Origin of the sequence: Solitalea lacus (assembly GCF_022014595.1) — a bacterium.
Taxonomy (GTDB): Bacteria; Bacteroidota; Bacteroidia; order Sphingobacteriales; family Sphingobacteriaceae; genus Solitalea; species Solitalea lacus.
This window is the reverse complement of record NZ_CP091740.1, coordinates 3,421,248-3,444,085: the sequence shown is the minus strand read 5'-3', so window position 1 is coordinate 3,444,085 and position 22,838 is coordinate 3,421,248. Positions and strand designations below refer to the sequence as shown.

Sequence of the window (22,838 nt, the reverse complement as noted above, 5' to 3'; positions counted from 1 at the left end):
TGTATAGACGCCATGTTAATGTCTTTTTACTAACGTTTTTGATTTTTTTTCAAATTTATTCGAATAGGTCACCAAAGGGCAGGAGCGGGCATAAAAACCAAAACCCTTATTTCGTACTTTTATAGAAGTATGTCACTTAATTTATTCCATAAAGTAGTAAGCTCATGGTTTGAAAAAAGTTTTCAAACACCTACGGATGTACAGGTGCAAGCTTGGAACGCTATAAAATCCGGGGAAAATACACTTATTGCAGCTCCAACAGGCTCGGGTAAAACGTTGGCAGCTTTTCTTTCAGCAATTGATGAGCTGGTAAAACAGGGGATCGAAGGCAGAATAGAAGCAGGAACACAGGTGGTGTATATTTCTCCGCTTAAAGCTTTAAGCAATGATATCGAACGTAACTTGCAATTTCCGCTACAGGGGATTAAAACGGAGCTGCAACAAGCCAGATTGCCCGACGTTCAAATTGAAGTAATGGTACGAACGGGAGATACCCCGATGGCCGATCGGGCCAATATGCTGAAGCATCCGCCGCATATTCTGGTTACTACACCCGAATCACTTTATTTGCTGCTTACCAGCGTGAATGGTCGTAAAATGTTGAGCACCGTACACACTTTGATTATAGATGAGATTCATGCTTTGGTAGGTGATAAACGAGGTTCACACTTATCGCTTTCTGTAGAGCGCCTGGAAGCACTTGTTAAGCGTAAGCTGCACCGCATTGGCCTTTCTGCAACGCAGAAACCGGTTGAACAAGTGGCTAAGTTCCTTGTGGGCAATTCTCTGGATGAGAAGCTTAATTGCAAAATCGTAGATACCGGGCATTCACGAAAGCTTGATTTATCCATCGAAATTCCCCGTTCACCGCTTACGTCGGTGATGGCAAATGAAGTATGGTCTGAGATTTATGACAAACTCATTGAACTGATACAGCTTCATGAGACGACTTTGATTTTTGTGAATACGCGAAGATTGGCCGAACGCTTATCGCACAATCTGAACGAACGGCTTGGTGCCGGTCAGGTGCTGGCACACCATGGAAGTATGTCGAAAGATCATCGTTTTGAAGCTGAGCAAAAATTAAAGTCAGGAAACTTAAAGACCTTGGTTGCGACGGCTTCGATGGAGCTGGGCATTGATGTAGGTTCCATTGATTTGGTGTGCCAAATTGGATCGCCGCACTCCATTGCGGCCTTCCTGCAGCGCGTTGGCCGATCAGGTCACAGCGTTGACAAAACGCCTAAAGGAAAGCTCTTCCCCTTAACCTGCGATGAATTGGTGGAATGCGTAGCGATTATGGATGCCATTCAGCGCGGGGAACTGGATAAGATTATTATGCCTGAAAAACCATTGGATATTCTTGCCCAACAAATTATTGCTGAAACTGCTTGTGAGGAATATACCGAAGAAGAGTTGTTTGCATTAGTTAAGAGGGCCTACCCTTACCGTGATTTAATCCAGAAAGAGTTTGATGAAGTAATTACCATGCTTGCCGAAGGCTTTTCCACTCGCATGGGAAGGAGAGCCGCCTATATTTATCATGATAGTATCAACCATCGAATCAAGGCCCGCAAGGGAGCCCGGTTAACAGCCATAATGTCGGGAGGAGCTATACCTGATAATTTTGAATATGACGTCATGCTGGAACCCGAAAATGTTTTTCTGGGAACCTTGAACGAGGATTTTGCCATTGAGAGTATTCCCGGCGACATCTTTCAATTAGGAAATAATTCATGGAGAATATTACGGATAGAAAATGGTAAGGTACGTGTGGCTGATGCCGAGGGGCAGCCACCTAATATTCCATTTTGGTTAGGAGAAGCACCTGGAAGAACGGCCGAACTTTCACTGGCTGTTTCCCGTTTGCGGGAAGAAATTGCAGGTCGACTTGATCTTGATTCTCTGGCTGTTGATCAGGATGGAATAAGTTATGATAACAGCTGGAAAGAAGAAGCCGTAAACTGGCTGGTGGAAGAAAAAAAGATAGCGCCTGAAGCAGCCGATCAAATGGTCGTTTACCTGGCCGCTTCAAAGGCAGCATTAAAAGTAATGCCCTCACAGCACACTTTGGTGATGGAGCGTTTTTTTGATGAAGCAGGGGACATGCATCTGGTCATTCATTCACCTTTTGGCAGCCGTTTAAACAAGGCCTGGGGGCTTGCTTTAAGGAAGCGCTTCTGTCGCACGTTTAATTTCGAGTTGCAGGCAGCGGCCAACGACGATGCCATAATCCTTTCACTTGGCTCAACTCATAGTTTTCCGTTAGAAGAGGTTTTTAATTACCTCAATCCGGCCAGCGTACGTGAAGTATTGGTCCAGGCTATGTTAGATGCGCCTGTTTTTGGTATCCGCTGGCGCTGGAATGCTTCGCGAGCCCTGGCGGTGGTGAGAAGGAGAGCCGATCGGAAAGTACCGGCTCAATTGCAGCGCATGCAGTCGGAGGATTTGGTGGCCCATGTGTTTCCTGATCAGCTGGCTTGTTTGGAGAATATTCAGGGTAATAGGGAAGTGCCCGATCATCCACTGGTAAATCAAACCATTCGCGATTGCTTGTATGAGGCCATGGATATTGAAGGGTTAGAGAGCCTGCTGGTCAAAATAAAAAATAAAGAAGTAGAGTTGGTGGCCATGGATCTGAAAGAGCCATCGCCGCTTGCCCACGAAATACTGAATGCCCGACCCTATGCATTTTTAGATGATGCTCCGCTAGAGGAACGCAGAACGCAAGCCGTAAAAAGCAGGCGATGGTTTTCGCCCGCCGACCTGACTAATATTGGTCAACTGGATGCCGAGGCAATAGCAACCGTGAAGCGGGAAGCCTGGCCGGAGGTGACTAATGCCGATGAATTGCATGATGCCTTGCTGCTTTCAGGTTTTATTACCGGACAGGAGGTAACTGAGAATACCTGGTCATCCTACATTGATGAACTGCTGCAAACCAACAGGGCCACTGCATTGGAGTTAGCTGATCAGCATCTGCTTTGGGTGGCAACAGAACGACTCTCTTTTATCCAGGAAATCTACCCTAAACATGAACCCTTGTACAAGGTGGTTGTGCCCGAATGGTTGATGAATATTGACCCGGATAAAGATGCTTTAACGGAATTGGTTCGCGGGCGCTTGGAAATTATGGGTCCTGTTACTGCGCGGCAAATCGCCAACCTTATGACGCTTCCCGTTGGTGAAATCAACGCCGCCTTGTATCGACTCGAAAATGAAGGTTTCATATTTAGAGGGAAATTTAATGATACAAGCGAGGAAGAATGGTGCGAGCGGCGGTTGCTGGCGCGCATTCACCGGTATAATATTCAAAAACTCAGGAGTGAAATTAAACCGGTTTCTGCAGCAGACTTTATGCGGTTCTTATTTGCCTGGCACCAAATGGTTGCCGATGGGCAGGGGCAGGGGCCCGATGCTTTGGAACACATCATTCAAAAATTGGAAGGCTTTGAGGCTCCGGCTGCATCCTGGGAAGGGGAGATCTTCCCAAGTCGTATCGCCGACTATGATTATTTATGGTTAGATATGCTTTGCATTTCGGGCAAAATAGCCTGGGGACGGTTTCGCCCTTCGGTTTCGGCTATTAATAAAGAAAAGAAAGCCGCCAGTCCGATTAAAACTACGCCGATTACGTTCCTTCGCAGAAATTATTTAAGCACCTGGAAGAATGTTTCCAGCGGTATCGAAGAAACTAAGTTCGATTCAGATTCGCTACACCTTTCTGCGAATGCTTTGTTGGTATTGACAACATTGGAACAATGTGGCGCTTCTTTCTTCGATGATATTCTACAGAAAACAAAACTTTTCCCCTCGCAGACTGAGGACGCTTTGGGAGAGTTGATCAGTGCCTGCCTGATTACCTCCGATTCGTTTACAGGAATGCGCGCTTTACTGGTACCCAACAAATTCAAAACGCAGGCAGGAAGCAAACGCAATTCGGGTGTGTTTTCGATGAACTATGCAGGCCGATGGTCACTATTGTATGCTGCTGACAATGTTCAAACTAATGCGTACGAAAATACCGAGGCTATCGCCTGGGCTTTGCTGCGAAGGTATGGTTGCATATTCAGGAAACTGGCTGAACACGAAAACCTGACGCCACCTTGGCGCGATTTAGTAAAGGTACTGCGTACCATGGAAGCTCGGGGACAAATAAGGGGCGGACGTTTTGTGGAAGGGGTTTGGGGGGAACAGTTTGCACTGCCCGAAGCCATTGTGGAACTGCGCAACAGTCGCAAAGCAAACTCCGAACATCAAATAGAGCTGCTGATTTCTATCAGTGCTGCCGACCCTTTAAATCTTACCGGCATTTTAACACCTGGTCGGCGTATCGCTTCCTACAGCGGAAACCGTATTCTTTATCGAAATGGAATTCCGGTGGCAATTATGGAAGCAAAGGAAGTACAGTTTTTGATAGAGGTCGATGAAGATCAAAAATGGGCATTGAAAAACGCCCTGGTACAGCGCACAATTTCTCCAAAACTTCGCAAATACCTCGGGAAGGGGGTATATTAGGAATTTAGGCAAATTGAAAAGGCTTTAAGAGAAATCTAAAAGCTTTTTTTGCACTTAGCTAGGTTGCTAAATCGATTTGTTAATTGTAATATGGTACTTTTTCTAGCTATAATCGTTTTGCTACTTACAGATGGGGCAAGTTGAATAAAAATGGTAGATGGACATTATCAGTAAATAACATAAATACAATGCCGAAATTTATTTTTCTTATTTTTTTTGTATCAGTTTTACAGGCTACTGCCCAACAGCAAATTGTTTGGCATATAGGTGAGAATAATCACCGAGGAAATGAATTTGCCCTTGGTACTTCAGGTTATAAAAGCTTTGTGGCAAATTTTGGGGGTGAAAACACTGTGTTTAATGTAGGTTATTCTTCCGCAGCTAAACATTGGCCCTTTGTATTACCGGGTCCATTAGATAGTTGGAGCGGGGGCGGTTATTGGGCCGGATTTCATCCTCGTCATTTTCCACGTATTTTCTTTTCGTTACCTAAGCCTTTAGCTCAGGAAAAATATGTGCTTACCATTGGTTTGGCCGATGTTGCCAATAAGAATGCTCCTAAAGTTCGAGTTAACATTAATGGGCATCGTACTGAAAAGCAATTGGAACCAGGAAGCGGAAAACTGTTGACAGACTCTTTGGCACTTGGAAAAATACAAACAATTAAAATTAATGTACCCTCAAAATGGTTAAAAGAAGGATTGAACACCATTCAGCTAGGCTGCACAACCGGATCCTGGGCAATTTTTGATTACATTGATTTTGAGACCGAGTCGCCTGTGAGAATAGGTGCTGCATTCAGTTCGTTAATACTCTCAGCTAAATCAGCTGATTTTGAATATTTACAAGGGCTAAAACGAGTACAACCTTTGATAATTGATATTCATCAGTTTGATGCAAATCAGAAAATAAAAATTGCAATTGAAGGACTTCCTTCTATAAATAAAACTGTTGAAAAGGGACATAGTATTTTAGAAGTACCTATGCCTGCTCTAAAATCATCGGCAAAGTCAGTTAGTAAAGCTATTACTATATCTGCAGGGAATAACATCATTTATAAAGGCACTATATTACGTTCGTCTAGGCCGTTGCATACCTATGCTGACTATGTGGATCTGCTAATTGGGACAGGTAATTCAAGGTGGATGTTCAAACCCGGACCTTCTCTGCCGTTAAGTATGGTACAAATAGCCCCTGATAATCAGGATGAGACCTGGAAAGCGGGTTATGAATACACCATAGATAATATTATGGGGTTTAGTCATTTTTCAGACTGGACCCTATGCGGATTATTAATGATGCCCACAGGAGGGAAGCTTCAGGTAAATCCAGGAAAAGAAGATGATCCGGATGGAGGATACCGTTCAAGAATTGATAAAAAATCAGAAAAGGGGCAAATTGGGAAATACAGTGTTTTTATGACTGATACCCGTATTCAGGCCGATATTACAGCCACCAAGCGGGCCTCAATGCAACGTTATACTTTTCCTAAAATGGACAGCGCCCGCATCTTAATTGATTTATTTACTCCCAACGAATATCCACATAACCTTGTAAGTGCCAAAATAACCAAGGTGAGCAATACGGAAATTGAAGGATTCGCCACCTATTACAATGCTTTTACAGGTTATTCACTTGAACAATCCTATACAGTTTATTTTGTGGTACAATTCAGCAAACCTTTCCTTTCAATGGGAGGTTGGGTGAATTCGAATGTAGTGCCTGTTAAAGCCTATATACCCGAATGGCATAGGGATCATGAGTTTACTTCTGCTCCGGAAATCCATCAAAACATAAATGAAATTAGTGGCAAAGGTGATTTGGGAATCTTTCTGAATTATAAAACAAAAGAAGGAGAGGAAGTTAAAGTTAGAACGGGGGTGTCATTAGTGGATTTATCCGGTGCACGTAATAATCTGGAAACTGAAATTAATAAGCCTTTTAAGTGGAATTTTGAAGAAGTAGTAGCTAATCAGCGGAAAGTATGGAATGAGCTTTTGGGGCGTGTAGAGATTGAAACCGATGATTACTTGCAGAAAGTAAAATTTTATACCAACCTATACCGGGCTTTGTCTGCTAAAGCAATCGGGTCAGATGTTGATGGTCGCTTTACTGATGAAAATGAGCAAATTCGTAAGCTTTCGGATAATAAGGCTTGCATTGTCAGTGGTGAATACTGGAATACATTTTGGAATAATCAGCAGCTTTTTAACCTGGTGGCGCCCGAAATTTCGTCTCAATGGGCAAAATCAGCCATAGCTTTGTATAAGAACTCAGGCTGGTTTAATACCGATCCGGCGGGCGTTGAGCAAACAGGGGTAATGGTAGCGATGCACCTTGCATCACAAATTCAGGGAGCATGGCAGAGCGGTATACGTGACTTTGATTTAAGTCTTGCCTATGAAGGACTAAAAAAAATGCTTACTGTCCCTCCTCAGAACTATAGCGGAGGGGGAACTGTTGGGGTAGAAGATTTAAATCCCTATCAGCAATACGGATACATACCCCAGGGAATGGGGGCTGTTTCTAATACAATGGAATATGCCTATGATGACTTTTGTTTAGCACAAATGGCTTTAACTCTTGGGAAACAGGATGATTACCAGCGCTTTCTAAATCGTTCAAATAGCTGGAAGAATATAATGGATACAGTTAGTGGATTTGTGCGTCCGAAAAACAAAGAAGGAAAATGGATGTCACCATTTGATCCTTATCATACTCCCGGATTTGTTGAAGGCAATTCCTTTAATTACACGTGGTTTGTACCCCATGATCCTAATGGATTAATTTCTGCAATTGGCAAAGAACGTTTTATTAATCGTTTGGATACAGCTATGTTGAAATCATCAAAAGCCAACTTTAATGCCTTGGGAGATAATTTCTCAGCTTATCCGATCAATCATGGTAATGAACCCACCATGCAGGTTGCGTATTTGTTTAATTGGGCAGGAGTTCCTCACCTGACGCAAAAATGGGTAAGAGCTATTCAGGAACAATATTACGGTTGCACCCCTTACGATGCTTATCCGGGCGATGAAGATTTAGGACAGATGAGTAGCTGGTTTGTGATGAGCGCAATTGGTCTTTTTCAAATGGACGGAGGTTGTTCGGCTCAGCCGGTTTATGAATTAGGCAGTCCTAGGTATTCTAAAATTACGGTGCATTTGGATGGCAAATACAATCGCGGAAAAGAGTTAGTGATTGAGGCTTCAGACGCATCGAAAGAAAATAAATACATTAAATCAGCATCCTTTAATGGACAACCGCTTAATGATTTCAAGCTATTGCAAAGTGAGGTGCTAAAAGGTGGAAAGTTGAAGTTGCAAATGGTAGCGGAGCCCAATATGAAATCTAATTTATACAGCCTTTGGTACTATTTATCAAAGTAAATTATATGTTTTTTGAACTACGCTAATAAAAACGGGATGAAAGTGAAATACCTACTTGTAGCCATTGTTTGCCTATGTTTTGGAGTTAAAAATGTTTTTAGTCAAGACGTAATCAAAGCATCCGATTTTGGTGTAAAATCAAACAGTTTTGAAAATGCGGCAACAGGGATTAAAAGGGCCATCAATGCTTGTAAAGCAAAAAATAGCACTGTTTTGGTATTGCCCGGTGGCCGCATAGATATTTGGCCGGATGAAGCTGAGAAGCGTGAATTGTATGTTTCTAACTGTACAGAAAGTGATACGCTTTCGAAAGTGAAGAATATTGCGTTTTTATTTGAAAACAGTAAAAACATAACTCTGGATGGGAATAATACGCTAGTAGTGCTTCATGGCAAAATGATCTCATTTGCTATTCTTAACAGTCAAAATATTAAAATCAACAATATCAGGTTTGATTATGAAAGACCAACAATTTCGGAGTTGACAATAAAGTCAGTTACTAACAATATAGTTGAAACCGAAATACATCGTGATTCAAAATACGTAATTGATAGCGGTCGAATTTGCTTTATTGGAGAAGGCTGGAAAACTAAATCTTATCACACTATTCTCTTTAGCCCTGAAAGGAATACATTGCACTATAGCACTTTCGATCCTTTTCTGTCGGCTAAGGCTGTTGAAACCGATCCATTTAATGTAAAGTTTGTCGGTGATTTTTCAAAGGCCCAATTCAAACCTGGACAAATACTTACTATCCGCGATCCTTACCGCGATAATTGCGGAGCATTTATTTCGCTAAGCAAGAACATATGGCTAAATGCTGTCAAAATGCACTATATGCATGGTTTGGGGATCGTATCCCAGTTTTCTGAGAACATATATCTGAAGAAAGTAGCTGTTGCTCCGAGGGAAAACAGTGGCAGGGTGATTGCCTCGTTTGCTGATTGTTTCCATTTTTCAGGATGCCGAGGAAAAGTGATGATCGATAGCTGTTTTACTTCCGGTTCACATGATGATCCTGTTAATGTTCATGGAACGCATTTGCAGATAACGGGAATAGACAATGCAGGGAAAATTACAGTACGGTTTATGCATCACCAAACCTATGGGTTCGCTGCTTTTTTTGCCGGTGATAGCATTGCTTTGGTGAACCCAAAGTCACTATTGCCGCTGGCAGTTGCAACAGTAAGGTCAGCTAGGCTTATTAACAAAAAAGAAATGGAGCTGGAATTGAATCAGCCTATGCCCGCTGACATACGAACAGGTTTGTGCATCGAAAATCTTACATGGACTCCAGAGGTAACGGTTCAAAACAGTCGTTTCGAGCGCACCAATACCAGGGGATTGTTGATCACAACACGGAGAAAGGTGTTGATCACAAACAATGTTTTTTATCGTACTGGGATGCATCCCATTTTAATTGCTGATGATGCCAGCAGCTGGTTTGAGTCGGGGTCGGTTCAGGATGTGGTAGTACGCAATAATGTGTTTGAGGAATGTGGATATAATTCAGGTAGTGGAGCCATTAATATAGCACCAGAAAATCATGAATTGGATGCAATTAATAGTGTGCATCGGAATATTCGCATTATGGATAATATATTTAAGGTGTCTAATAATACTGTATTAAGTGCCCGTAGTGTCGATTACCTTACATTTACCGGCAATAAAATAATCTATCCGCAACCTAATGTGAAAGGAATCAGCAGGGGGGCAACTGTTCATTTGACAGCCTGCAAGCATGTTTTAATTAATAAAAATATTGATTTGCAGGGTGTACTGCAGGTGAATACCTCAAAGATGAACATCAATGACATTAAAGCTGATAGTAAGGTTGATGTGCAAGAAAGTAGGTGATTTTGATTAAAATTTAAAGGTTACCAAAGGAAGCCTCATTCTTAACTGAATGAGGCTTTGCTGTTCTTAATCCTGTTAGGGTACGTATCATTTACTATGCCACTATTCAATTCCTTAATTCCGCTTTATTACGCTAATATTTAGTGATAGTGTTGGTTTACAATTGCTTGCAAGGTTGCTTCATAAGTGGTTTTTCAGTTTAATAAGTAAATAATCTATCAATTAGTCGAAAAATGGCAGAATAGTCCATTGTTTCTGAGGCGTGTAAAAATCAAATTTGGAATTCCTACATGAGGCAATTTTATAATTCTGATAGAACTTGGAAAAACGAAATTTTTATCAGGATTTAATTTAACCATCAATAACCAAGACCTCAAATTGAGGTTCGTGAAAGGAGGGGGATAGAAGAAATATTGACTTAGATCATAAATTATCGAGGGGTATGCTTTGCCCTATCAATCCGTAAAGGTAAGTTTTTCAACTCATTTGCTTTTCAACAGCAAACAAAGATTTATTGAGAATAACTCAACCAATCCAAATCTAATGAAACAGAACTACACAAAAGTTAATACTATAAAACAACTCTTAAATAGAGGAATCAGAAATAAAGGAATGGTTACCTTCCTTTTGGTTGCCACTTCTGTAAATCTAATGGCGCAAGAGGCTCCTAAAGAAACAAAGGATGTTAAGACTGTGGATGTCTCTAAACCGTCTTATGTGGTTAAAGGACGTGTAATGGACGAAAAGGGTCAGCCTTTAGAAGGAGCAACAATTCTTGTTAAAGGGACCAATTTGGGAACGCTTTCCGATAAATACGGTGACTTCACAATTAGAGTGCCGGAAGGTTTTGACGTTCTGATGGTCAGCCATGTTACTATGAAGTTTCAGGAAATCAATGTGAAAGGAAAAGCCAGTATCAAGGTTCAAATGGAGAGTTCGGGCCGTCAACTTGATGAAATTGTAGTTGTGGCATATGGAAAGCAGCAGAAAAAAGATGTTGTTACTTCAGTTTCAACAATCAAGGCTGAAGAAATTATGCAGGAAAACCAAACCAATATTGCTAATGCTTTGCAAGGTAAGGTAACCGGTGCGACTGTTATTTCCAGTAGAGGTACTCCAGGTAAAACCAGACCTCAAATTCTTATTCGTGGGGTCAATCCAAAGCAAACACCTTTGATTGTAGTAGATGGCGTACCACGTTATAACGACAATAATACTAACTCTGTTGGTCTTACATTAAACGGACTAACGATCGATGATATCAATCCTGATGAAGTTGAGTCTATTTCAGTATTAAAAGACAATGCGGCAACTGCAGTTTATGGTACCAGAGGTTCTTTTGGTGTAATTGTAATTACTACCAAACGCGGAAAGATTGGTAAGCCACAGTTTTCTTATTCTACAAACTTTTCAATGGATGAGCCAGCCAACTTCCCTAAGCTGTTTGACAGCTATAAGTGGGCTCTTGTAGATAATGAATACAAAAGGAACAGTGGTCAAGCGATTTCATACAATGACTCAGTTTTGAATGTGATTCGCTATGGCTTAGATCCGGCTAAATATGCAAATGAAAGTCTTTATGACCGAATGGTTCAACGTACCGCTATGCAACAAACGCACTCCATGAGTGTTAGAGGCGGAACTGAATCGGTTCGTTACTATATCAATGGCTCATTCAATGACCAGAAAGGTATTATCAGCGCCTTTGATTCTAAGCGCTATACAATTCAATCAAATGTAGATATCAAAATCTCCAATGATATCAAACTAGGGCTAAGCACTGGTTTTAGAACCACTAGAGTTAGTAGTGCATTTAATCAGACTGGAGATGCTGTATTTGGTGACCTTTTCCTTAGCAGCCCCCTTACTCCATTTTATAACAAGGACGGTTCAATCTATGGTACAAGCGAATACAATAATAAGCTAGTAAATACCATGCCTGATATTGCAGGGTCTAGAGTTAACAGGTCTAACAATATTTCAATTCAGTCTAACTTTGAATACTCTCCTTCATTTATAGAAGGTCTAACTTTCAAACTGAATAATAGTCTCAACTTTAACGCTGCTGACTACAAAGCTTATCAGAAGTTTTACAACACCTATGTGCCTGATGCTAGCTCTCCAACAGGTTATAGGAAAACTGGAGGATTTTCTTCCAATAAAGTTGAAGAGCAGCTTGGTAGCGCCAATTTCTTTAATACAGATTTAGGTTTTGATTATTCAAAAGCGTTCAAAAAGCACAGAATAGGCCTTATGGTTTTGGGAACCAACTATTATACTAACTCCCTTAATACTACTGTTTCTCGCGATGGACTTGTTGGTAACCTTGAAAACATCAGTTCAGGTCGTACACTTAACCAAACAACGGCTGGTAATGAATCTGAGTCAGGTAGAGTTGGAGGATTAGCTCGTTTGAACTATGATTTTGCCGGTAAATATTCTTTGGAATACTCAATGCGTGCAGATGCTTCTGATAACTTCCCTAAAGCACACAGATGGGGCTTTTTCTCGGGAGGAGCTGTTGCATGGCGTTTGAGCCAGGAGAAATTTATCAAAGACAACCTTCGTTTTGTGAATGATTTTAAAATTAGAGCATCCCTAGGTTATACTGGTATTGATAACCTGACTGCAGCTAATTACTATTATTCTTATAACATTGCCACTTCAGGTCCAAATGGAGGTGCAGGGTATTCGTTTGGCGGTACTTATCAACCATCCTTTATTTTGAATACCAGTAATATTCCAAATGTAAATGTAACGTGGGGAAAAAGCTTGATGCGAAATCTTGGGGTTGATTTCTCATTGTGGAGCGGTTTACTTTCTGGTACATTTGATATTTACGATAAGAAGGTTTCTGATCTTCCTAAAGAAAAATTACTTACCATTCCTGCCACTTTTGGTATAGGTGCACCGTTGTTTAACTTCGCTAAAGAGAAGTACAATGGTTATGAAGTGTCTCTTACCAATAATACAAAGTTTGGCAAAGAAATGTCGCTTCAAACCTCACTTAGCTTCCAGTATACCAAGTCACGCGCTGTTGACTATGGTGAATTGCCAGAAACTAAGGAATACTTGAAAAAAGAAGGTCATTCTATTTTAAGTAAAGCTTTCTACCAATCACTTGGTATTTTCCAGACACAAGAGGAAATTAACAATTACGATGTTAACCAAGACGGAGCGGCTGTTAAGAACTCAACTCTTAAGCCAGGCGATATTAAATACGCCGATTTGAATGGTGATAAGAAAATTGATGCTAATGACCAGATAGTATATGATAATACGGTCTATCCTCCTTACTCAGGTGGTTTGAACCTAACATTCAGATATAAGTCATTTTCAGTAAATGCTTTCTTCCAGGGAGCAGGTGGAAATATGGTTACGTTTGCACCAAATATCTATACTGATTATGGTTACAACAATAGCTGGAGACCTGATAATACTGATGCACGTTACCCACGTATTTCTAGCTCGTCAAACAATTTGGCAAGTTTTAGACCAAGTACCCACTACTTGAATAAAGGTGATTATATCAGGTTTAAGAATTTAGGCTTTGCATATAATGTTCCTGTCAATTTAGTGAAGAGGATAGGACTATCAAATGTATCAATCTCTGCGAGCGTGTTGAATTTAATGTCATTCTCAACAGTGAAAGATATTGACCCAGAAGTTATGGAAAACGCTTCAACAAGTGGTGGATATTATCCTATTCAGCGTAATTATAGCCTCGGAATCAACGTTGGCCTGTAAAAAATTAAAAACAAGGTGACAGCAAAATAAGAAAAGACATGAAAACCAAAATATTTGTATTAAGCCTACTGGTTTCCGGCATCTTCAGCCTTACAAGTTGTAAAACGGGACTGGATTTAGAGCCCAAAGACCGCATTTCTGATGTTGAGATGTGGCAGGATCAGAAGCTGGTATCATTGTACGCTAATAACTTCTATTCACAGTTAAGAAGCGGATTCAACAATACGTTATTGAACGGCAGGTTGTTCAGTAGTATAACTGATGATGCCATGGATCCAAGTACAAGCAGTACATCACCACGTATCAGCTTTGCCAATCCAGCATATACAGCAACCAATTCGCCACTTAATGGCTTATGGTCCTCGCGTTACAATTATATTCGTAGAGCTAATATATTTCTCTCTAAAATTGACGAGGTGCCTGGCGATGCTCAGCTGAACACACGTTTAAAAGCTGAAGTAAGATTCTTGCGCGCATATTATTATTATGACCTAATTCAGTTCTTTGGCGAAGTACCTATCATTACGGTTGCCCAAGATTATGATGATGAATCATTGTTTCTGCCTAAAAACACCCTTTCGGAATGCTATGATTTCATTATTAGTGAACTAGATTTAGCCGCCAAAGACCTTCCTACTGTTTATCCGGCAAGTGATGCTGGCAGGATTACAGAGCAAGCTGCATGGGCAATGAAATGCAGAGTGCAGATGCTTAAACAGGATTGGACAAACGCGGCGGCAACTGCCAAAGCGATAATGAATTTAAATGTAAACAGACTTTTGACGGATGCCAATCCGGTAAAAGCCTATACAGATGTTTTTGCGACCAAAAACAATGTCGAGATGATCTTGTCAGTTCAGCACAATGATCGTTTTGACGAGTTAGGTACTTTATTTGATAAAAATACAATGTCGCCATACTTCGGTGGATTGGGTTACAATTGTCCTACTCAGAATTTGGTGGATGAATATGAAATGAAGGCAACAGGTAAGCCAATTACTGACGCTGCATCAGGTTTTAATGCTGCCAATCCTTATTCAGGCAGAGACCCACGATTTGATGCAACCATTTTGTATGATGATGTAACATTCAAAAGCAGAAAGATGCAAATGTATACTGGTGGCGAAGACATCACTGTAAATGCACTTGCAGGTATAACCAGTGAAAAAATTTCACCAACAGGATATTATTTGAGAAAATTCACCAGTGAAGCTTTTAATCCAAATGGAGATCCAAATGGAAGAAGCAGTTACAACTGGCCACTGATTCGTTATGCAGAAATTCTGTTGAATTATGCAGAAGCGCAAAATGAAGCTGTTGGACCAGACGAGTCAGTTCGCAGTGCGCTGAACTTGGTGCGTCAGCGTGTAGGAATGCCACAAGTAGCCCAAGGTTTATCACAAGCCCAAATGCGTGATGTAATCAGACATGAACGCCGAATTGAATTGGCGTTTGAAGATTTCCGTTACTGGGATGTGAAAAGATGGAAACTGGCTACTACTTTGTTTTCTAATAGCACTCCAATTCGTAAAGTAACAATTACCAAAAACCCGACAACTGGTGTAAAAACTTATGCTTATTCTGCATTTACTACCACTCAGTATAGCAGGGCATTTTTGGATAAACATTATTTGTTCCCTATCCCTCAAACTGAAATGGATAGACCAGGTAATAAGTTAATTCAAAATAAAGATTGGTAATCTGCAATTCCGTTTAAACAAAATAGATATTAATTAGTCATATAATAAACTTAGATAATGAAGACCATCAATAAATTATTAATTGCGGCATTTTCACTTGCTTTATCAGCACAAAGCAGTTATGCTCAAACTGTAAAATTTGTTACCATAGATTCAACAAAAGCATATTTTAAGAATGCTGACTCTATTGCTGCAAGAAAAACAAAAGCTTTAGCGGGTATGGAAGATTTGAAAAAAGCTACTCCTGAATTCATGAAAGCGCTGAATGAAGCAGCGAAAGATAAAGAATTCAAGCTGGCTGAAATTAAGTACTATACTGCAGAGTACATTCAAATTCCTTTTGAACAATATCGTAAGCTTCTTTATGATATATCAGGAGATTGGACGGATAATACTTATGGAGACATAGGGTATAACAAAAAGGCTGCTGTACTTCGTAAAACCACACCAGAAGAGAAGGCAAAGAGAGTAGAAGCAGTTAGGGCTTCTTATGCTTCGAAATCGGGTTCACCTATTGCTACAAATAATGTCGAACTGAGTAAATTAGTAGGCCAACCTGCGCCAGACTTTACAGTAAAAACACTTGACGGAAAAGAGGTTAGCATCAGCAGCTTAAAAGGGAAAGTAGTGGTGATGAATTTCTGGTTTACAATGTGCAAACCTTGTGTGGAAGAAATCCCTACGTTGAATAAATTTGTAGAGAAATACAAAGACCGTAAGGACATTGTTTTCTTAGCTCCTGAATGTGCTAACGCTACAAATGAGGATGTGCAGAAATTCTTGAAGCGTGCTCCTTTTTCTTACCAAATTGTATTAGGTGGAAAAGATGCGGCTATGAAACAATATCAGGCAAAAGTATTCCCTGCAAACTTTTTAATTGACAAAAATGGTATCATTCGCACCGGGTATGTAGGATTAAATCCTGTGGCTCTTGATGACTACGGAAAGATGATTCCTAAGCTTTTGGAAGAAGCTCCTGTAAAAGTTGTAAACAAAAAATAAATCAGGTTGCTTCTAAAAACGAAGTATTCTTCATTATTAAATATTGTATTGTTCGGGCATTACCAATTTGGTAATGCCTTGAGCAGTATTAAAAGAATATATCCCATGTTACTTAATAAAGTATTATTACCAGCCTTATTTGTTGTGTGTTCAACCGGTATGTTGAAGGCGCAAGTGGTTAGCACAACAAAAGCTGACAGCTTAAAACAAATTGAAGAGCGTAAAGCGAAATATCTACAAGGGCTCCGAAAAGTGAGTTCTGATAAAGAATTGAAATACGCGGATTCTATCACTCAGGCGAAAAATATTTTTAGTTCTGATATACGGTTCTTGACTCCGGACTACAAGAAACTGTACTATACTGAATTTAATCAACTGATTGAAAACAGCCATTTTAAGATGATTGCGGATGTTTTTGTTGATTCAGCTTCTGTAATCAGGGCTAAGGTGGCCCGCCCAGCCACTAAAAAAGAAGAGGAAAAAACCATTGCAGATCTTAAAAAAGTGATAGACGAGGAAACGAAGTCGCCTAGAGGTCAGGAACGCGAAAAAATATTTGCTTCGCAATTGGGAAAACCGGCTCCTTTGTTTTCAGTGGTGGATGTTGATAACGTAAAATATGATCTGAACCAATTGAAAGGCAAAGTGGTAGTGTTGAACTTCTGGTTTACTGCATGCGCTCCTTGCAAAAAGGAAATACCTGATTTGAATGCAATGGTTGAGAAATACAAAGGCAAAGACGTGGTGTTTTTAGCATTTGAGGTTAATAGTTACGAGCCTGCTAAATTGAAAGCCATTACCGAAAAGTTTTTCAAATACACGATGATTCCTAGTACCAGAAAGGAAGGGGATGTAGCTAGTAAATATCAGATCAAAGCATATCCTACTTCTTATGTAATTGATCAGTCGGGTATCGTCAGATTTGCAGTGGCTTATAATCCTTTCAGATTACCGGAAATGGATAAAACCATTGAAGGGTTATTAATGAAGAAACCTGTAGCAACGAAGAAACCTGCAAAAAAGTAATTCGGGAATTGCATTAAGTATAAACTAAAAAAAATATTAAATGAAAGGCTTTCTATTTAGCGTATGCTGCGTGTTTGCAAGCGTCGCTGTGAATGCACAGGATAGGGCGATTAACTTTGAGCACGGTACATGGGCCGAGATCAAAGCGAAGGCGGCGAAGGAAAAAAAGGTAATCTTCATGGATTGCTATACCAGCTGGTGCGGGCCTTGTAAAAAATTGGCAAAGGAAGTATTCACACTCAATGAAGTGGCTGATTACTACAATGCTAATTTTGTCAATGCCAAAATGGATATGGAAAAAGGCGAGGGACCAGAGTTAGCAAAGCAATATGGCATTAGAGCCTACCCTTCATTGCTGTTTGTTACTCCTGAAGGAAAACTCATTAGTAAAAATGAAGGAGCTCCCGATTTCAGAGCGTTTATTGATTATGGTAAGAAGGCTGTGTCGGGAGAGTCTCTGGAATCCTTGATGGCCGAATACAAAAAAGGCAACAGATCTCCTGAGTTCATGAAGAAATACATGACCAGAATGGAAGGCATTAAGGGAAATACTAGCGCAATAATTGAAGAGTATTTTAGCCGCATTCCTCAAATCCAGTGGCAAACAGCTGAAAACTGGTACTTTATTAATCGTTATGTAAGGAGTGAACAGTCTTTGGTTTTCAAGTATGTGCTTCAAAATCAAAAGGCCTACGAAAAGAAATTTACTGCTGAGGCTGTGTCGGATTATTTTGTAATGATATATGGCAATTCTATTCAGAAGGCGGCCAACGGCGCTTTTCCGGCGGAAGATCTGAAAGATCTGAAAGACGGTTTTGGTAAGATGAATTTTGCAGGAGCGGGTAAGCTGGCATTGCAGTGTGATGCCGCTGCGGCAAGTATAAGCAAAGACATGAAAGCCTATGCTGATGTAATGGAAGTTATTTTTACAAAATACCCGGAAAAGAAAATCGATGATCGAATTGTAGCAGTGGGTTCTTTTTGCTGGAAAATGCTCAATCAGGCTTCTGATCCTTACGTTTTGCAAAAGGCAACCAAATTGGCAGAAATGTCTATGCAAGTCCAAGACCCGGAATTTATGGATGTTTACGCAAGACTCCTTGTAGAAACAGGAAATTTTGATAAAGGTATTGAAGTAGAACAGAAGGTAATCGCGATGCTGAAAGCTAAGCCGAGTGCGGATGTTTCTCTTACAGCTTGCGAAGAACGCCTGGAGAAATTTAAACGCAGGAAAAGTCAAGCTTCAGTGCAGAAATAAAGACTTTTAAATTAGGTCAAAGAAAAATGTTTTTTAGAGATTAAAGATAGATTGATCTCACCATATAAAAAGGTAAACTCCATAATTGAAGTTTACCTTTTTTAATGTTTGTAATGGTGGTGGCACAGGAGGAATGCCACGTATTTCATCTCTTTCGACCTTTGCTACTACAACTTGTTTTGTTTGCTTATAAACTATTAAAGCAATTGAACTTTCTTTTAATTTTTCAATGGTCAATTGATAACCTTTTTCTGTGAATTTTATTGGTTTTTGTTTTCCATCTTCATAGTAAAACTTATTGAAGAGTAGGTTATTTCTTAATTCATTTCCTTTAGGTTGGCTATATAAGGCAATCAGTTTCGTTGTTGAATACGATTTAGGAGATACTAGTTTTTCTCCAATAAATTTGGCTAAAACGGCACATAACATAAAGAGGCTTATAATATGGTTGTCTATTTTTTGAAAATAGACTGATTATATGATATTTATCATTTTTATGTATTTAAAGTTCTGATAGCTTCGCCTCTTAAGATTGAAGATTATGTATTGGAAAAAATTAAGTCATATCGAGATTAAGGAAGTTGTATTTGATGCTTTAAATAAAAATGCAAATTATCGTAACCAGCCTATTCTAGGCGTGCCGGGAACTTTCCTTGATAGCGAACAGTTTTATCCGGATGCTCCGTTTCTTAAAGACGCGCCGTTTATGTCGATTATGATCAATAATCCCAATCATATTGGCTGTCACACTTTAAGCGAAGAGTCAGTGTTGGATATCTTTTCGGGCACTCAACAAATAGAAAAGGAATTAATAAAGCTTTGCGCCGAACAGATTTTTAAAGGAGATGCAAATGGTGCAGACGGTTATGTAGCTCCCGGAGGTACAGAGGCCAACATTCAAGCCATGTGGGTTTACCGAAATTATTTTATGAAAAAGTTCGGAGCAAAAATAGACGAAATTGCCTTGGTTTATTCTCAGGACAGTCACTATTCAATGCCTAAAGGTGCAAATATTCTAGGTCTCCGTTCTATTATTTTGGATGTGGACGATAATGATCGATCTATTGTTCAGACTGATCTTGAAACCAAAATTGAGCAAGCCCGTGATTGCGGAATTAACTACTTTATTGTAGTGATGAACCTTTCAACCACCATGTTTGGCTCAGTAGATGACATTGACCGAGTGGCTGGTTATTTCGATTCTACAGGTGTTGAATACAAAGTACACGTTGATGGTGCCTATGGTGGTTTTATCTACCCGTTTACCAATCCTGATAGTCGTTATACTTTTCAAAATAAATACATCACCTCTTTCACAAGTGATGGACATAAGATGCTGCAAACTCCTTACGGAACAGGTTTGTTTCTAATACGTAAAGGTTTTATGGAGTATGTATGTACCGATGAGGCCCAATACATCCCTGGAAAAGACTATACGATTTGTGGTAGTCGATCTGGTGCCAATGCGATATCGATTTGGATGATTTTAATGACACATGGGTCGGCGGGATGGCAGTACAAAATGGAGTCGCTTTGTGATCGCACCAGTCGTATTTGTAGCAAATTGGATGAAATGGGGGTTAAATATTTTAGAAACCCTCATATAAATATTATCACTATAAAAAGCGGAGATGTTTCTAAACAACTGGCTGAGAAGTATCACCTGGTGGCCGATAGTTATGAATTTGAAGCCAAGTGGTGGAAGATTGTGGTGATGCCTCATGTTAAGCAAGGATATATCGATAGTTTTCTAATGGAATTGGAGGCTGAACGAAATGCTTTAGTATCGGAAACTGTTTAAATTATTAGTTAATTGATAGGTAACGAAAATGACTTAAAAGCAAAAAGATGCGTATGAACTGTAAAGAAGAATTTACGATTGTAAGAGATGATTCTTTTCGACTTTTTAATTTTTATGTTGATTTTTGGAGTCCTGTATACAATGTAGAAGAAGTTTGATTTATATATAAAGCATAAGCTTAAAGATTTTGGTTCGGTTTAATTGTGCGAATAAGCCCGGCTCCCGCCGGGTTTTTCGTTTATAGACAATTTTAGGAGGATTTGCTTTTGCGATAATTTTTTCTACTTTTCCGGTCTTTATTTTTCTAATTGTTAAAAAACTGTGATGATTACGGAACGTGATACACTTAATAGTCTCCTTCTAAGAATTGTGGAGGGCGACGAAACCGCTTTTCGACTGGTTTTTAATGAGTACTCAGGTAAGGTATACACGTTTGCCCTTAAGCTAACGCATTCAGAAACGTTGGCCGAAGAAATCGTACAGGATATCTTTATGAAAGTTTGGTTAAATCGCCAAGCGCTTTTAACGATCAACTATTTTCCCTCGTACTTGTATGCACTTACCAAAAATCATACGTTTAATGTTTTAAAACGCTTAACAAAAGAAGCAAATATAAAAGCTGCTATTAGTCTCGATCTATCAGAGATTCAGCATGAAACCGAGGGCCGGATTGTTTTTAACGAGTATGAACGTATACTTAAGGAGGCTATTGATAAACTTCCGCCTCAGCAGCGAAAGGTATATACCATGTGTCACTTAGATGGAATGACCTATGAAGAAGCTGCCCAATTGCTTAATTTATCAAAGCTTACCGTAAAGACACATGTGCAACAAGCTTTACGTTTTGTCAGAGGGTATTTCAACTCCCATTTAAATGTTTGGGTATTGTCGGTACTGTTGCTTTCCAATAAAATCAATGCTGACTCACCTGCGTCAAACGAAATGTTTCCATTTTCAGATCAGCAAATACAGGATGCTGATGCTATATCTCTGCAGACATTCAGACTCAAGGCTGACTAAGGATTTGTCAACCCGAAGCAGGGGGGAATATATTGTTGACACAGATTCTTTCGTTCCTTAGAACGACAAAACATTGTTTTGATTTCTATATTTAAATTTTATTTTAATTCTAACTACTCCTCTAACTCTTTCCAATTGTCTTACTAGTAAAACCAATCACATAACAGGTTTGGTTTTGATTGATTATATATTTTAAACCCAAGGATCAATGAGCAACTTTCGCTTTGTTTATTTATTTCAACAGTATATAAATCATAACTGTACAGCGCAAGAACTTCAGGAGTTCATGGATTTGGTTAACAAGTCGAAGAACGATGATCAGTTAAAAGCACTCATGGATGAGCTATGGGAAAAAGTGCCTGCAGGAAAGACATTGAATAGTGTCACTGGTGAAAGAATTCTGAATGAGATCTTTGCCTCAGATACGGGCGTAGTTTCATTGCAAAGGAGATCACTTTCTGTTTGGTACAAAGTAGCCGCTTCATTTGCAGCACTGGCATTTCTGCTGGGCGTTTTATACTATTCATTTTTAGGTGAAAAAAATCAGCAAAGGCAGCAAATTGTACAGAAAAACGATGTGGCCCCCGGCGGTAACAAGGCGGTATTAACCCTGGCTGATGGTAAACAGCTGATATTGGATAGTGCCGTTAATGGTGCTCTTGCCAAACAGGGGAATGCAAACGTATTAAAACTGAAAAATGGAGAGATTGCCTATAATTCCGGTAGCAGTGCAGATAAGGAAGTGATGTACAATACACTTGCTACGCCTGCTGGAGGGCAGTATAAACTTATACTACCCGACGGCAGTAAGGTTTGGCTGAATGCAGCATCATCTATCAGGTATCCGACAGCGTTTGCCGGTAAAGAGCGTAACGTTGAGATAAGTGGTGAGGCGTATTTTGAAGTAGCAAAGAATGCTGAAATGCCTTTTAAAGTAAAAATTGACGGTGATACAGAAGTAGAGGTATTGGGAACCCACTTTGATATTATGGCCTATAAGAATGAATTGAAATCGGCTACCACTTTATTAGAAGGTTCGGTGAGGATTAAGAGGGGGAATAACCACCAGCTGCTTGTTCCCGGCCAGCAAGCAGTATATCAACGTGGTGTTAATAATGCCGTTGAAGTTGAAAAAGCTGACTTGGAATCAGTTATGGCTTGGAAAAACGGGTTGTTTGTGTTTGATAATGTTAATATAGAACAGGTCATGCGACAAATAGAACGCTGGTACGATGTAGAAGTTGTTTATAAGGGAAAAGTTCCGGATATATCTTTTACCGGGGTAATACCACGAAATAGTAATGTTTCTAAAGTGCTACAAGCGTTGGAATCGACAGGAGGGCTGAGGTTTGCAATAGAAGGAAAAAGAATTATTGTTTATTCAACCTAAACCAATCAACTTATTATGAAACCGGAAATCTGATTTGAAAACTTAGCAAGTAGAACCCGCTGAAGAAAAGAACCACCCCGGATTGCGGCCGGAGTGGAGAATGGTCGGGTTAACCTAAAAAACTGTTTTA

The 22,838-nt window shown here is 39.9% G+C and carries 12 protein-coding genes; 11 read left to right on the top strand and 1 reads right to left on the bottom strand.

Features of this window, described 5'->3' with window-relative positions:
* Positions 1 to 129: 129 nt before the first annotated feature.
* From L2B55_RS14800 to L2B55_RS14765, 8 genes are all read left to right on the top strand, one after another.
* Positions 130 to 4,518: a DEAD/DEAH box helicase gene (locus tag L2B55_RS14800; protein WP_237846931.1), complete on the top strand. Its 4,389-nt coding sequence runs from the start codon at positions 130 to 132 to the stop codon at positions 4,516 to 4,518.
* A gap of 188 nt (positions 4,519 to 4,706) precedes the next feature.
* The gene (locus tag L2B55_RS14795) at positions 4,707 to 7,907 is read left to right on the top strand and encodes a GH92 family glycosyl hydrolase (RefSeq protein ID WP_237846930.1); all 3,201 of its coding nucleotides are present in this window, start codon (positions 4,707 to 4,709) and stop codon (positions 7,905 to 7,907) included.
* A gap of 12 nt (positions 7,908 to 7,919) precedes the next feature.
* The gene (locus tag L2B55_RS14790) at positions 7,920 to 9,764 is read left to right on the top strand and encodes an alpha-1,3-galactosidase-related protein (RefSeq protein WP_237846929.1); all 1,845 of its coding nucleotides are present in this window, start codon (positions 7,920 to 7,922) and stop codon (positions 9,762 to 9,764) included.
* A 543-nt stretch (positions 9,765 to 10,307) separates the two neighbouring features.
* Positions 10,308 to 13,511: a SusC/RagA family TonB-linked outer membrane protein gene (locus L2B55_RS14785; RefSeq protein WP_237846928.1), complete on the top strand. Its 3,204-nt coding sequence runs from the start codon at positions 10,308 to 10,310 to the stop codon at positions 13,509 to 13,511.
* A gap of 38 nt (positions 13,512 to 13,549) precedes the next feature.
* The gene (locus L2B55_RS14780) at positions 13,550 to 15,211 is read left to right on the top strand and encodes a RagB/SusD family nutrient uptake outer membrane protein (RefSeq protein ID WP_237846927.1); all 1,662 of its coding nucleotides are present in this window, start codon (positions 13,550 to 13,552) and stop codon (positions 15,209 to 15,211) included.
* Between the two features lie 57 nt (positions 15,212 to 15,268).
* Positions 15,269 to 16,213, top strand: a complete 945-nt coding sequence (locus L2B55_RS14775; RefSeq protein ID WP_237846926.1) for a TlpA family protein disulfide reductase — start codon at positions 15,269 to 15,271, stop codon at positions 16,211 to 16,213.
* A gap of 105 nt (positions 16,214 to 16,318) precedes the next feature.
* Positions 16,319 to 17,239, top strand: a complete 921-nt coding sequence (locus L2B55_RS14770; RefSeq protein ID WP_237846925.1) for a TlpA family protein disulfide reductase — start codon at positions 16,319 to 16,321, stop codon at positions 17,237 to 17,239.
* Positions 17,240 to 17,279: 40 nt separating this feature from the next.
* Positions 17,280 to 18,497, top strand: coding sequence for a thioredoxin family protein (locus L2B55_RS14765; protein ID WP_237846924.1), 1,218 nt, complete (start codon positions 17,280 to 17,282; stop codon positions 18,495 to 18,497).
* 57 nt (positions 18,498 to 18,554) lie between these two features.
* On the opposite strand, the gene L2B55_RS14760 is transcribed toward L2B55_RS14765, so the two are convergent.
* Positions 18,555 to 18,926 carry a hypothetical protein gene (locus L2B55_RS14760; protein WP_237846923.1) on the bottom strand — a complete coding sequence of 124 codons (372 nt, stop codon included), beginning with the start codon at positions 18,924 to 18,926 and terminating at the stop codon, positions 18,555 to 18,557.
* Between the two features lie 112 nt (positions 18,927 to 19,038).
* Here L2B55_RS14760 and L2B55_RS14755 point away from each other — a divergent pair, with 112 nt between their 5' ends.
* From L2B55_RS14755 to L2B55_RS14745, 3 genes are all read left to right on the top strand, one after another.
* The gene (locus L2B55_RS14755; protein ID WP_237846922.1) at positions 19,039 to 20,298 is read left to right on the top strand and encodes a pyridoxal-dependent decarboxylase; all 1,260 of its coding nucleotides are present in this window, start codon (positions 19,039 to 19,041) and stop codon (positions 20,296 to 20,298) included.
* Between the two features lie 324 nt (positions 20,299 to 20,622).
* Positions 20,623 to 21,318 (top strand): RNA polymerase sigma factor, encoded by a 696-nt coding sequence (locus L2B55_RS14750; RefSeq protein WP_237846921.1) that lies wholly within the window; start codon positions 20,623 to 20,625, stop codon positions 21,316 to 21,318.
* A 208-nt stretch (positions 21,319 to 21,526) separates the two neighbouring features.
* The gene (locus L2B55_RS14745; RefSeq protein ID WP_237846919.1) at positions 21,527 to 22,708 is read left to right on the top strand and encodes a FecR family protein; all 1,182 of its coding nucleotides are present in this window, start codon (positions 21,527 to 21,529) and stop codon (positions 22,706 to 22,708) included.
* Positions 22,709 to 22,838 lie beyond the last annotated feature (130 nt).